At 73.5% G+C, this 15640-nt stretch carries 1 protein-coding gene; it reads left to right on the forward strand.

Translation table 11 applies throughout. The features are described 5' to 3' along the window. Positions 1 to 5 precede the first annotated feature (5 nt). Complete coding sequence (locus tag PVK37_RS25270; RefSeq protein WP_275030303.1) at positions 6 to 15620, forward strand: WXG100-like domain-containing protein; 15615 nt, start codon at positions 6 to 8, stop codon at positions 15618 to 15620. The last annotated feature ends 20 nt before the right edge of the window (positions 15621 to 15640 follow it).

The following is a 15640-nucleotide window of genomic DNA, read 5'->3' on the forward strand; positions in this document are numbered from 1 at the left end:
CGGCCATGGGTGACTTCCACATCCCCAACGACCCCAACTGGCAGTGGGCGTACGACGCGATCCTCTACACCGTCGGTGAGGAGTTCCCCAAGGGCGACCCGTCCGCACTGAAGGACCTCAGCAACGAACTCGAGGGCCTCAGCCGGACCCTGTACGACACCATCGGCGCGACGCAGGCTCTCGGTTTCGGACTGCACGGCAACCTCGACAGCCCGGCCGGTGACGCGTTCCAGGAGTACCAACGGACGATCACCGGACCGCTCCCGCAGGGGTCCGGGAAGCTGCTGATCGCGGGTCACGTCGCCGACCAGGCCAACCAGCAGATCGACTACGGGCAGACCCAGATCGTCGTCGCGGCGTTCATGATCGTCGTGGAGATCGCCCTGGCCATGGCCTCCGGCTTCGGTGCCACGCTCATCCCGGCGTACATCAAGATCGGCCAGCGGGTCACCCAGGCGCTGCTCGACCGTCTCAAGAACGACCTGTACCTGCTGCTCCTCCGCCTCGCGCAGGAGGCGGCGGAGGAGGGCGCGCAGGAAGGCGCCGAGAACATCATCGCCCAGGCCATCGTGCTCGGAAAGGGCAACAAGGACGGCGGTTTCGACTTCTCGGACTTCTTCCTCTCGGTGGGCGCGGGTGCCTTCATCGGCGGCGTCGCCGGCGGTGTCCACCAGATCGGCGGTCGGTACTTTCCCAAGTTCAGCGGCACCGCACACGGCCAGGCCGGGCTGGGCGCGATCGGCGAGGTGCTCGGCGAGTTCGCGTTCATGGCGATGATCGGCGGGCTCTCCGACTTCAACGCGCTGGCCACCGCGGTGTCCTCCGTGGTCGGCTCCTACGCCACCCGGTACGCGCACGACACCGGCGAGTACCTCGGCGACGGGCCGCCGGACGCCGGCAAGCTGGACGGCCCGCCGGAGAACAAGAACCTGGCCGCTCTCGACGGCGGACCGGACCCGGCCGGGAACCGATCCTCCGGCGGGGACAACGAGAAGGGCCCTCGCCACGAGTCCACCCCGCAGGGTCCGTCCGGAACCGGCGACGAGCAGACCGACGGCCCGCACACCACCGGCGACGACACCACCCGCGACGGGCCGGGCGGCGACGGAAGCACCGGCGACGGGCCAGGCGACGACGACACCACCGGCGACGGAAGCGGCGGCGACGGACCGGGCGGCCAGGGACGGTCCGACCGCAGTGGACCGCCGCCGCTGCTGGACGCGCCCCCCGTCGTGCCGCCACCTGTCGTGCAGCCGCCCACCGCCAGGACCACCGATCCCGTGCCGCCGCCGGTCCTCGTGGACGCCACCCAGCCCCGGCCGAACGGATCAGGCGGTCCGACCGGCTCCGACGACCGGCCGCCACCGCCCGTCCTGTCGCCTTCCGGGCCGTACCCGGGGCCGACCGACGCCGCCGACACGCGTCAGGGGCTACCGGACTTCGAGACCCTGCCCGTCGGTCCCGGCCCGATCCGGGGCGACGCCGGCCCGCCGGGCGGCCCGGACCCGACGGTCACCGACGGTACGTCGACCACCGACCGGCCGCCGACCGTACGCCAGCCCGAGTCGGGGCCGCCCACCCAGCCCGAGACACAGCCACCGGTACGCACGGACGGCCAGGGGCAGCAGCCTCCGTCGCTGACGTCACCGTCGACCACCGATCCGACCACCGAACCGGTCAGCCCGACCACCCAGCCGAGCACCCAGCCGATCAACCCCGTCACCAACCCGACGAACGGCCCGACCGATCCCCCGGCGGACCTGACCCAGCCACGCGACACCCAGCCGACCGCCCCCGTCCCCGAGAGCACCACCGAGTCCGGGCCACCGGTCGGCTCCACCGATCGTCCGTCGACCTCGCCGATCGCGCAGGCCGGACCGACCGGCAGCGGACTCGATCCGACGGGCACCCAGACCGGTCCGACGGGCACGCAGACCGGTCCGGGGAGCAGCGATGTCGGTGCCGTGCCGCCGGTCGTCAACGGTGACCGTCCGACCCGGACGGACGCACCGCCTGTCCGGGCGGGCTCGGAGTTCAGCGCCAGCCCGGCAGACCCGTCGAGCACCGGAAACCCGCACCCGGTGGGCCGAACGCCGGTGGCCCCGGTGGTCGATCCGGAGGACGTGGTCTGGGGCAGCCGGGACAGTGGGTCCCCGGCAGTCGTCACGCCTGCCGGCCCGGTACCGGTGTCCACCGCGACCGACGCCACCCCGGCCGGCACGTCACGCTCCACCGGCCCGGCCAGCCCACCCCCGACCGAGACCGGACCCTCCGGACCCCCGACCCGCACCGCAAGCGGACCCAGCGGGCAGCAGACCCGTGCCGGAAGCGAACCCATCCGACAGCAGGACCAGGGCTCCGACGTCGGCCCGACGGACCCGGGGCCGTCGGACCCGGGGCCGGCCGCGCCGATCGCCGGCGTGACGGATCCCCCTGCCGTCGACGTCGACGCCGTGATCACCAGCCTGAACAGGCTGCGCATCGACGGTGTCGGCGTGTTGATCTCGGACCTGGAACACCTGCGCATCGGTGACGAGCCGGCCCCGGACCCGATGCAGATCGACCTGCCAGAGCCGCAGCCGGCAGTCCACGTCCAACCGCCCTCACCACGACAACCGACCTCCGACGAGCAGGGCTCGACGTCGGAACAACAACCGGCCTCAGGGCAAGAGCCGGCTTCGGAACAACAACCAACGTCGGAGCAGGAGCCGAGGACGGAGCAGGAGCCGACAACCGAACAGCAGCCGGCACGGGACCGGCGGTCTGAGCCGGAACCGGAGAACCAGCCACCAGCACAGCCGGAGTCGCAGCTTCAGCCACAGCCGCAGCTCGCGATGCCGCCGGCACCGCCGACCGCCCCGCCCAGCCCGCTGGGCGAGCAGTTCGTGCTGCTCCGGGCCGCAGCGGCGAACCCCGAACTGGGCGAGCAGGACCGGGCCGTCCTCATCGCACAGCGGGACGCGGCCTTCGTGGCGCTGCTGGATCACGTCTCGGTCGTACCGGGGCCGGGCCTGCCCCCGGTCATCACCGCCAACAGCATCACCCACCGGGACGCCAGCGGCGATCTGGCCATCGTCCGGGACGCCCTGATGCCGGACCTCGGCACGGTCAACCCGGTCAAGCTGGGCGGGCAGGACACCAACTGTCACCTGACGGTCCAGATCGTCGACCGGATGGCGGCGGGGCATCCCGCGCAGCCGGCCCCGAAGGCCGGTCTGATGCGCGGGCTGCACACGCTCGAGACGCAGATGGGCGGGACGTTCGGCCAGCCGACCGACATCTACGGGGCCGTCCAGACGCTGGGCGCGCTGCCGCCGGGCTCGCGTACCGTGCTGGCCTGGTCGTTCCCCACCGCGCAGACCGCCCAGGGCGCGCCGGTGGCCGGACACCTGGTCAACGCGTTCCGACTCGCCACCGGGCACGTGGTGATGGTGGACGGGCAGGCGGGCGACCTGGCGAGCCCGCCCAGCGGGGCGGAGAACCCGGCCTTCCACGTCATGCCGACCCACGTCCCGGCCACGGAGACGTCCCCGCAGCCGCCCGTCCCGCAACCCCGCACGGACCTGGAGGTGGCCGGGCCTCCCCCGCCCCAGGCCCAGACCGCCCCGCCCCCGCCACCGCCCCAGGCCCAGACCCAGACCCAGGCCGCCCCGCCCCACGCTCAAGAGCAGTCCGCCCCGCCCCACGCCCCCGAGCAGACCGCGCCGCCCCAGTCCCAGGAGCGGACCGACACACCGCCGGTCTGGTACGGAGCCCGAAGGTCCCCACCGGTCGCGATCACCCCCCGGCGCAACCAGGCGTTCGAGGATCTGGTGGCGGAGCAGAAGGAGGTGACCGGCGAGAACTACCCCGCGATACGGGACGAGTTCATCGCGCAGGGGCAGCCCATGGGCTTCGTGGTCAACATGATCGCCGAAGCGGACAAGATCGACAAACTACCGAAGGTGATCGAGGCGATCCTGGCCGGGCTGACCCAGCCACCACCCCGGGTCGCGATCGTGGTCTCCTTCAACGTCCGGAACCTCCAGGCCGGCCGGGAGTTGCAGGACGCGGTCGACCGGGCCGCCGAGGCGGTCGCCGACCTGCCGGTCCCGGTCGCGGTGCTGGGTGACCTGATCACGCCGACCGGTATCTTCCCGTTCGGCTCGGCCCGCAACAAGGTGCTGGGGTCAGCGGAGACCACCCAGGCCGTACAGGCGCTGGTCGCCCGGGGAAGCTACCCGTACGTCTCCATCCAGGACTACGAGGACGCCCCGCGGACGGTCCGGGGCCGGGACTCCGACGGTTCGCCGGCCACGTCGTCGGACGGTCCGCACATGTTCGACCGGCTGCGGGAGTTGACCGATCCGACGCCCGAGAGCGGCGACCTGATGGATCTGGACGAGCACGCCGACGCCGACCCGGACACCGACGACACGATGGACTGGGACGGCGTCGACGAGGAGGACCGGAACGCCGCCCTGCCACCGGCGCTCGACACGCCGATGCGCCCGCTGATGATGGTCGGCGGTTACCGGGTCGGCTCGCCCGAAAGGCTCGTCGCCGACGTCCGCGCCCGGTTGGAGAAGGCGATCCGGGGCACCGCGGACCCCGGCCCCCAGCAGAAGTACCGGGACCTGATCGGACTCCTGGACGACGAGGACTCGGCCCACGAGTTCGTCCAGGAGTTCACCAGGGAGATCGACGACGACATGTACACCCGCGACCGGCAGGAGCGGATCCACCCGCTGCTGCCGTACGCGCCGGAACCGAACCTCTTCGTCGACGGTCTGGTGGTGGTCGGCCATCCGACGGTACGGTTCGGCGACGCCGGGGCCGAGTTCAACATGCTCGGCGAACGGCTGCACCGCGTCCTCCAGGCCGAACTGCCCGCCCTCCCGGTCGACGAGGGCACGCCCCCGACGTCGGACGACGACACCCCCCGGTTCACCACGCACGCCGTACCGCATCCCACCCGGGGCGAGCCGTTCGTGGTCGACTTCTTCGACTCGGCCACCCCCACCGACCTGTCCCGGCTGGCCTTCCAGTACCTCACCGAGCACACGATCCGGCAGACCCACACCAACATGAGCGGGGTGTCCGGCCGCTTCTTCGGGCTCGACACGACGAACCGCCCCGGGGGCAGGTCGGCGACCATCAGAGGGGCCAAGAAGGGCACCAGCCTGACCACGTACGGGGAGAACAACGCGTCGAAGGCGGACCCGTACGCCCTACCGCTCGACGCCGGGCAGTCCACGTCCTCGTGGATCGGCGACCTCAGCGACGAGGACCGGAAGCACCTGGGCGACGCCGCGGTCAACACGCTCGCCCCGTCCATCTCGCTGGGGTTCCGCGACAGCGACGCGGGCGTCGGTCTGCCGCCCGACCAGAAGGTGTACGCCGCCCACCTGCTGTCGGTGTCCAACACCCGGGACACGATCCTCAGAGAGTTCGCGAACGCCGCCGCGACCAACCGCGGGACCCCCACCACGGTGCGGCCGGGCTCGCTGTACGACGTGCTGGGCACCGAGACGGGTACCGCGCCGACGACGCTGCGCCAGCAGGTCCTCGACTCCATCTCCCTTCCCGAGCGGCGCACGGGGATGACGGACAAGGAGCACAAGAGGGTCCGGGAGGCCTACCAGAAGGAGGTGTTGGAGCCGTTCCGGGCGCACCGCCTCGACAACCCGTACGGGTACGGGCACTTCGTCGCCGCCGCGATCGCCGCGCAGCCGCCCCGACCGCAGCGGATCGGGGCCACCGCCAACGCCCCGGAGGCGTTGCCGCCGGCCGACCCGATCGACGCGGCGGAGCGGCGGCAGCGGTACGCGGCGTCCGACGCGGTGGTGATGGCGGCGGCCCGGACACTGGGGCTGACCATCGTGGTGGATACCGAGGGGGTCGGGTCGACGACGTTCCCGGTCGCCGACGCCAGCCGTACGGTGCGGCTCACCCGGTTCCTGGACAGCCAGAACCAGGTCGTCTTCCGGTCGGCGTCGGTGTCGGACCGGCCGGCCCCGCGCGGCCGGGGACCGGTGCCGGGCGGTCGGGTCGATCCGCGCACCCCGGAGCGCACGCCCACCGTCGTGGACCGGGACACCATCGACCGGCTGCGTCCCACGGTCCCGCCCCGGCGCGCGCACACCACCGCATACGACGTGATCCCCACCGGCCAGCGGACCGGTCCGCTGCCCGACGTGGTGACCGGGTCGTACCGCGCGGCCGGTCTCGAACCCCCCACCGACGGCCCGGTGACCCGACCCACCCTCACCCACCTCGCCGGCCCGATCGCGTACCGGTACCGCCAGCTCACCACCCCCGACGGCGACACCGTGCACGACTTCACCGTCCGGATCCACCTGGCCCCGCAGGACCCGACCGCCCAGCTGCACCTTGCGGACGTCCAGGACCGCGCGCGGGCCGCCGTCGACGGGGTCTTCAACCACGGCTACCGGCTCGGCGACGGCCAGTTCCACGCCCACGTCGAGTTCGTCGGCCCGGACGACGCCGACACCACCATCCGGCTGTACGGCGAGAACCCGCCCCCCACCACCCAGACCACCTGGTCGGTCGACGGCCCCGACCAGGAGTACGCCCACGAGTTCGGCCACTACCTCGGCCTCTACGACGAGAACCTCGACACCCGGCTCACCGGCCCGGACGGCATCCCGGTCCGGCGGTTCTTCAACCAGAGCCCGACCTCGGCGCACGTGCACGCCGACGACTCGCTGATGGCCACCGTCGACCCCGACGCGCCCGGAAAGATCCACCAGCGTCACCTCGACCAGATCGCCGACACCACCGCGACCGCCCTCGACCCCGACCGGGGCGGCCTTCCCCCGCAGGTCAGCGGCCCCCGCCCCACCGACGGCGACACCGGCACCCGACCGGCGATGGGCATCGAGATCGAGGGCCGCCGGCACGAGTTCGTCTCGTCGGAGGAGATCGGCTACAACGACGTGCTGGTCACCCACACCAGCGGCACCGTCGAGGTCAAGGTCGACAGCTACCATCCCCGGACCGGCGACGGTCGCAAGGAAAAGGACAAGGCCCTCATCGGTGAGGTGGTGAGCGCGCCGTTCCAGGTATCGCGCCGGGAGGACCGACCCGGCCGCGCCGAGGCGGCAAAGCTGACCGTCGAGGCCAGCCGGCGGCTCGACGGCCTCACCGTGGGCGACGAGGTCTCCCTACGGGAGATGTTCCCGGAGTCCGAGGGCTGGCGGGTGACCCCGCTCGGCCAGGGCGTCACGGTACGGGGACGTGTGCTGAACCCGAAGGACGACCGCCCCTACACGCAGTACACCGTCGGTGTCCCCCTGGCGGGTGCGACCCGGTTGCTGCGGCACGTCTCCGACAACTCCTCGGCGGTGCCGACCGACGGTTCCCCGCGCAGCCGACGCGGCATCATCGAGGACGGCCTCACCGTCGTCGACCAGGTCCGTACCCGCTACCAGCAGTGGGCGGGTGACGCCGCGAACCCGCTGGACGCCGAGGAGATCGCCGGTGTCCTCGCGATCGTGTACCCGCACGTGGCCGCGCTCTCCTACTCCCACGCCGCCGAGGTCACCCGTCCCGGGCAGGGCCGGATGTACAAGAGCTACCTGGCGGCGGCGTCCCGGGTCGGACCGGCGGCGCTGCACGCGGCGCTCTCCCCGCCGGCGCGGGACTTCCTCGGCACCCACCGGGACGAAATCCGGGAGCTGATCGACCGGCAGGTCGGGGCCGCCTTGGCCGGCGATCCGGCCGTCACGACCGCCCTGCGCGACCATGGCCTGCTCGATCCCGACGGCGGTTTCCACCTCAGTCGGGCCCAGCCGGAGGAGGTCGACGGCACCATCGGGGACTACCTCGACAACGCGCTGCTCGGCGACCGGGCACCGACCCGGTTGGACCAGGAGATCTTCCTGTCCACCCACTTCGACCGGTTGGACGACAACGGGGGGCATCTCGCCGACCGGCCGCTCGCCCCGCTGGAGATCCGCGCCCTGCGCGCCCACCAGGATCTCGATGGCACCCGGAAGCAGACCGAGGAGCTCGCCACCCTGGTCGACCGGATCGGCAGGGCGCTCCCGGTCGCCACCCCGGACCGGCTCGACCAGCAGCTCACCGACACCGCCGCCACCATCGTGCCGAACGCCACGCAGCTCACCCGTCTCCGCGACGCGGTCGCCGCGCTGACCGTGGACCGGATCGCATCGGCCCGCACCCTCCACGACGGCCTGGACACCCACCTCGACCGCGCCTCGGCCATGCAGCACGAGATCCGGGACGCCTGGCAGCGGACCAGGGACGGGCTGGTCGAGGAGCGCACGGCCAGCCGGCTTCTGGACAACCTGACGCAACAGGCCGGGGACCACGGCGTCGACCCGGCCAGCCCGGACATGCGACGGTTCACCGCCCTGGTCGACCAGCACCGGGACACTCTCGAACAGGCCGAGACCGACGCCACGAAGGCCCGGAAGGCGCTGCGCCTGGCGCGGGGATACCTCGACTACGTCCAGGAGACCGTCCAGGAGACCCGGCGGAATCTGACCGAGACGCTACTCAGGACGGAACAGCTCCACCGGATCGCCCCGACGCTCGACGAGAACGCGAGGGAGGCCGAGCGGATCGTCGGTCGCCTCGACGACGCGCTGGCGTCGGTCCGCGCCGCGATCGACGGCTACCGCACCGATCCCGGCCGCGGCAAAGAGGCCCAGGGCGGCCTACGGGAGACGGTACGGGCCGCCGCCAAGGTCCGGGGCCGGCTCGACCACGTCCGGCGGGAGCTTGCGGACATCGGGGTGCCCACCGTCGCCGGCGACGTCGACACCGCCGTGGACACTCTCGTGCGGAGCCTGGACGAGGCCGACCAGCTGGGTCGGAACGCCGGCATCGACCTGGAGAACACCGCGTTGTTCCTCCGCGACGGCATCCAGGCCAGCCGGGCGACGGACACCGTCCTGGAGCGGGCGCGGGCGATCCGGGAGCAGGCGGTACGGCTCGCCGAGCGTCTGGGGTTCGGCCCGGACACCCTCGACCCCGGCTCCGAGTCGGAGCCGGACCCGGGCCTCGACCTCGACAACGAGACGGACTCCGACCTCGACGCCGATCTCTACTCCGACGAGTCCGGCGCCGACGACGAGTCCGGCGCCGACGACGAGTCCGGTGCCGACAAGGGCGGCTCGGATGCCGGTGACGGCTCCGACGTCGGGGGTGACAGCGAGGACGGTCGGGCGTTCAGCGCCGACGAGAACCAGGTCGGTCGCTGGCGGTTCGGGCCGGAGGACGGCACCGGGTCGCCTCCGGCCGGGGACCCGGACGGCCCGCCCCGAGCGGTCGACGTGCCGGCCGGCATCCTGCTCGCCGCCCCGGGCGACACCGGCATCCCCCGACCGGCCCGCCGGTTCCCGGCCCGCGACGACCGCTTCCACGTCTTCGCGCACGCCGGCCCGGACAGCCTGCACGTCGGCGCGGACCGGATCTCCCCCCGGCAGTTGGCCCGGATGATCCGGGAGAACCCGAGGTGGCAGGGCCGGCCGGTGGTGCTGATCGCCTGCGACACCGGCCTGGACCGGCGGGACGGGTTCGCCGCCCGGCTGGCCCGGGAGCTGCCCGGTACCCGGATCGTCGCGCCGCAGGGCGTGGCGTTCGCCGGGACCAGCGGCCACGCGATCGTCTCGCTGACCGACTCGTACGACGAGCACGGCGTGCCGCTGCCGGGCGCGGTGACCGACGACACCCGGTGGTTGGGGTTCGTCGCCGGCCCGGACCCGGACGCCGACGTGACGGTGACCGAACTCGACCACCTGCTGGGCCCGGACACCCCACTCGGGGAGTTCGACCCGGCCGGGACCCGTGCCCTGCTCGACGACCTGGTCACCCAGACCAGCACCGACCTGGACGACGTCGCCCCGACGGCGCGACGGATCGTCGACGACATCGCCCCGCTGCTGCCGGCCACACCGGACGTCGAGCGGTGGCAGCACGAGGCCGCCACACTGTCCACCACCGCCGATCAGGTGGCCGCCCAGGTCCGGCTGGACGTACAGCAGATCACCGAGCGCACCGACCAGGCCCACTGGCTCGACCAGACGGCCGACCGGGCCGTCGAGGAGGCCACCGGCCGCTACGACCGGCAGCGGACCGGTACGTTGCGCCAGGCGGCGGAGCGCGCCCACGCCGAGACGACGCGGGCCCGACGGCCGGTCCAGCAGGCCCTCGCGGCGGCGGACCGGGAACGCGTGACCCTCGACGACCATCGTGACCTCGCCGGACGCGCCCGCGACCGCATCGACGACACGGCCGATGACCTCGCCGCGCTGCGGGACGTGCACGACCGGCTCGCCCAACTGCTGGCCGAGGGACGCCGGCACCGGGCGGAGGCGGTGGCGGCGGCCCGGGACGCCGCGCGCGCCGAACGGGCGCTCGCCACCCTCCCGTCCGACGACCGGGTCCGACGCGCCGCCCGGCAACTCGACATGGCACGGGCCGCGCAGCGGGCCCTGTTCGCCGCCGCGGCCGGACGCGACGTCCGCGACAGCGTCGCGGACCTCGTCTCGGCGTACCGGCAGGGACCCCTCGCCCAGGCCCAGCGGACCCTGCCCGGCCGGCTCGCCGCCGCCCACCAGACCCTGGCGCGGGCCCGGGCTCAGCAGCCGACGGCCATGGCCGCCTACGACCGGGCCACCGCCCACCTCGACGCAGCCCACGAACGGATGAGCGGTGTCGAGGAAGCCCTGGCCGACGTCGCCGACCTGGCCGACGAATTGGACCTACGGACCGAGTTCCGGACCACCCCACCGGGCAGCCCCGGGGCCGACTCCGACCCACCGGCCGAGTTCCTGGCCGAGACCGACTCCTTCGACGACCCAGCCGCCGGGTTCCTGACCGGGGAGACCTCGGACGACGACGACCCGCCGGCCGATCTCCTGGTCGGTTCCCTCTCCGACGACGACGATGACCCACCGGCCGACCTGCTGGTCGAGACCACCTCCGACGACGACCGGGACGGTTCCGGGCGGCTGGTGCCGTTCGCGCCCACCACCGCCCCGGCGCAGCCCTCGACCGACCCGGCCGACGACGGGACGGAGTTGCTGCCCCCGCTCCCGCTGCGCGACGCCACCGGCCGGGTGTTCGGCGTCAGCTACGCCCAGCATCCGCCGAACCGCCAGCGGACCGCCGCCTGGGCGCGGCGGCAGCAGGTCACGACCGTCGGCGACCTCGACGGGTACGACGGCACGGTCGGATCGGGCCCGCCGAGGCGGCAGACGGCGCAGTGGGCCGCGAGCCGGGGCCGCCGGCCGTTCGTCGTCCACTTCGACCAGTCCGACGGGCGGTACGCGTACGCGCCCACGGTCGGCGGTGGCCGGCGTCGACTCGGCGCCGACGACGTGATCAGGATGGTCAACGGCACCGGGCTGCTGGACGTGCGGAACGCGGACCCGACGACGTCGCTGGTGCTGCTGTCGCCGTACGCGGGTTGGCACACCGAGCCCGGCAATCTCGGCTACGACCTGACGGCGGCGGCGCAGCGCAGCTACGGCTACCGGGGCGACGTGCACGCCGCGCAGACCTCCCCGTCGGTCGTGGCCGGCCGGCTGGCGCTGGACCACGGCGGCGACTTCGCGGTGTTCTTCCCACCGCCGGTGACCCACGGATACCATCCGCCGGCCCCGTCGGCGTACCCGCAGTCCGCGCCGCCGGCGTCTCCGGTGCTTCCGCCGTCGTCGCCGACCGCCGCCCCGCTGTCGCCGACCGCCGACTCTGACGCTGACACGGACAGCGGTTCCGAGTTCGGATCGGACACCGGCCCCGACCCGAACGAGGAGATGCTGGACCGGGAGACCCCGTACCAGCCGACCCGGTTCACGGCGGCGGAGTTGACCGACCCGCTGTCGGGCGGTACGCCGCCACCACCGTCGGCGAAGCCCCGGATCCGGCCGGTCCTCGACGCGCAGGGCGAGGCGTTCGGCATCTCGCTGCTCAGCGACGACGCGGACGTGCGGAAGCTGACCACGTACGCCAGCGACACCAGCGCCGCCGCCCGCAACACCGTGCTGCACTTCGACGCCAAGGGCGACCGTACCTACTCGCTCGCGCCGTGGGCCGCCGACGCGGACCGGCCGGGCGGCCGGCCGCTGTTCCTGTTCGTCAAGGGCGCCCCGGACGGCCGGTCGCTGCTGCTGCCCCGGCGGGACGGCGGCACGGTCACCGTCCCGCCCGCGGACCTGCCCGGCGTGCTGGCCGCCGACCCGGACTTCCGCAAGGTCGACGACGGTGACTTCGACCGCCCGATCGTCCTGGTCGTCCTCGACGCCCCGCCGGGCAGCCCCTTCCCCCGTCAGGCCGCCGAGAAGTTCCTGGACGGCCAGACCGCGCTGGGCGGCTACCGCAAGGTCTACTACCCGACCGGGAGGGCCTCGCTGCCCCCGTCGCAGGCGGAGAACGCGCTCCGCGTCAACGAGGGTGGGTACGAACTGGTCCGCGAGCCCACCGTGGACGACCTGCACATCGAGGAGCTACCCGGCCGGCGGGGCATCGTGCTGCCGCTGGCCGGTGATCCGGCTGACGTGTCCGTCGCGGTGAAGGGCCGACGCGGCGTGCCCGCACCCGGCAACGATTTCGTCGTCGGGGTGGCCGGTGACGGCCGCCGGGTGTGGGTGGGCACTCCCGGTGGACGCAAGGTCGAACTGGACGGCGTCCAGTTCGGTCGGGCCGTCGCCCGGCATCCGGCGCTGCGGGCCGTCCTCGGCGGTCCACCGACGGTCGCGGTCACGCTGGCCTCGCCCCTGGCCGGGGTCCGTGACGACACCGGTCACACCGGTTACGACTTCGCCCGGGGCCTCGGCGTGGACACCCGGCAGCGGACCGTCCGCGCGACGACCGGGGTGCTGCCGGCCACCGGGCCGACCGCCCCGATGGCGCAGGTCCCCTCCGACGGCGTCCGGGCCCTGAAGATGACGAGCGGGAAGTCCTTCGGGGGCGACGTGGGGGTGCTGTACCCCACCGCCACCGAGTACTTCCACATCATGCCCGACACCGCGTACGACCGGTGGTTGCAGGAGACCAGCTACATCCCGATGGAGTACTACGGCAAGCCCGACGGGGCCATGCTGCTCGACCGCGCGCCGTGGGGCAAGACGCTGCCGGTGATCGTCCGGGTCGGTTCCCTCGACGACCAGAACCTGTCGGTACGCGACGGGCACGACACCGGCCGCCACTACACGCTGCCGGTCACCGGCCTGCCCCGGGTGCTGGTCGGCACCCGCGCGTTCCGCGACGTCGCCGGCCGGTACAACGACCGGTCCGTGCTGGTGTTGCTCCCGGCGACCTTCTCCACCCGGCACGCCGAGCGGCTGGCCGGCAGCCTCCGGGACGACCTGCGCCGGCTCGGGTTGTTCCGGACCGTGCATGTCAACGTCGGCTCGCAGGTGACCGACACCGGCCGGATCACCAGGCCGATCTGGCATCGCAGCCACGAGCCGACCCCCCTGCTGCCCCGCGAGGTCGACATCCGACCGCTGTACTACGCCGACGGGGTGCTGGCCGGGGTCGCCTTCCCCACCAAGATCGACGACTCGAACGCCGACGCCCAGTTCGTGTTGAACACCACCCCGGGCGGCCCGCTGACCTACAGCAGCAAGCCGGCGACGAACGCCGCGAAGGGCACGCCCGGCACCGAGCACCGGCTACGGCAGGCCCACGAGAAGTGGGACGCGCTGCTGCTCGCCCACGGCGCGAAGGACAACTTCTGGATCCGGATGCGCAACGGGATCAAGCCGGACGTGATCGGGGTGCCCGGTGACGTCGTCGTCGACCTGCTGAACAACGCCCGCTACCTGGCGAAGTTCCCTCCCGAGAAGTTCCGGGGCTTCCTCGGTGTGGTCTGCTGGGTCGGCACGCACGCCTGGCCCACCGGGCCTGCCGCGCAGTTCGGCCGCCGGCTGCACGAGCTCGGCGACCATCGCGGTCTCCACGGCGCGAGCAACGTCGTGTCGATGAACTTCGTCACCGGCAAGCTCTCCGTGGCAGACCAGGGCCGCTACTCGCTGTTCCCGCCGAAGGGCACGGTGGTCCCGGCGGACCCCAACCGGGGGCGGGTGCTCGGTGAGGTCACCGACGACGAGCCGCCGACCGGGCCGACGCCGACCCGGCAGACACCACCGGTGCCACCGCCGACCGCTCAGCACGAGCCCGGCCTCACCCTCACCGACCTGCGGGTGATGGAGTTCACCGATGCGTCCGGACGGGTCGAGGGCCTGGCGTTCCCGGTCAGCGACGACTTCGCCCACCACTTCTCCCAGATCATGCCGGGTGCCCGGGCGGCCACGTACCGGACCTTCCCCACCGGTTTCGACGGCACGCCCCGGCAGCAGCCGGTGGCCTGGCAGCACGACGGGCCGGTCTTCTCGCTGTTCGTGGCTCCCATCACCGGGAACGGGGTGCGGGTACGGCACAAGGACCGGGGCGTGCTGCTGATCCCGCTCGCGCAACTGGGGCAGCTGCTGGTCGACGCGGGCGTGCTGAAACGGCCGGGCGTCAGCGCGTACACGCCGTTCGTGCTGTGGACCTCGCGGGCCGGCGAGCACTCCGGTCGCGGCCCGGCCGAGGAGTTGCACGGGGCGCTGCGCCGGGGCGGCCACCAGGGCCAGGTGTACGCGCCGACGACGAACCTGAAGCTCGACCCGACCGGCGCGGCGCTCAGCGGCGGCGGCAGGTTCCGCCGGTACGGGGACCCGCCGGCCCGGCGACCCGTTCCCGACAGCGAGCTGGTCGTCATGCCGCCCGGCCCGGCACCCCGCACCCCGGCCCCGGGCCCGTACCCGTGGCAGCCGGACGCCGCCTACCGCCCCGCGCCGCCGCCCCCGCCACCCAGGCCGTCTTCCCGGCCGGTCCCGGTCCCGTACCCGCCGTCCGGGCTCCACGTTCCGCCGACCTCGGCCCACCGACCACCTGCCCCGCCGGCCTCGCCACCACCTGCCCCGCCGGCCTCGCCACCACCCGTCCCCCCGGCCTCGCCACCACCGGTCCCGCCGGCGTCACCGCCACCCCACCGGACGCCGACGTCGACCCCGCCGCCGGCGGCCGACCCCGGGCCGCTGACCACAGTGCGGGTACGTGACCGGCGGAATCGGGTGATCGGTTTCGGCATTCCCCACGGCGCGCGTACCACCACCCGGATCTCAGACAACCTGCAGCAGATCGACAGCGGCTCACATCGGTACTACACCCGGTCCGACGGGCGGCGCGACGTGGTCAGCCGCACACCGTGGGGCGGACGACGCGGGCTCGGCGGGCCGCCGCTCTGGGTCGACACCGTGGGCATGGTCGACGACGGCGACTCCGCACTGGGCACGGTGCCGAACGCGGTCACCGGCGGCACCGTCGCCAGCCTGATCGTCAACGGCGGCTACCTGGCCATGGGCGCGAACTCGACCTGGCACACCCCGATCATCCTGCTCGTCTCGCGCGCGGGGCAGGCGGACAACCCGTCCGGCGCTGCCCGCAGGTTCGTCGACCGGCTGCGGCAGCTCGGCTACCGGGGCACCGTCTACGGCGTCACCGGCGAGTTGGCCCGCCGCGCGTCGTCCCGGCACGAGGAGGACTGGCTGCGGGTCGTGGACGGCAGGTTCGTCCGGCTCTCCGCCGGGACGGCCTGACCGGCGCGTGGACCGGGCCA

The organism is Micromonospora cathayae, from assembly GCF_028993575.1.
In the GTDB taxonomy this organism is placed as follows: Bacteria; Actinomycetota; Actinomycetes; order Mycobacteriales; family Micromonosporaceae; genus Micromonospora; species Micromonospora cathayae.

Coding starts and splice junctions, on each gene's coding strand:
- PVK37_RS25270 (WP_275030303.1), top strand. CDS start 6: ATGGGTGACTTCCACATCCCCAACGACCCCAACTGGCAGTGGGCGTAC.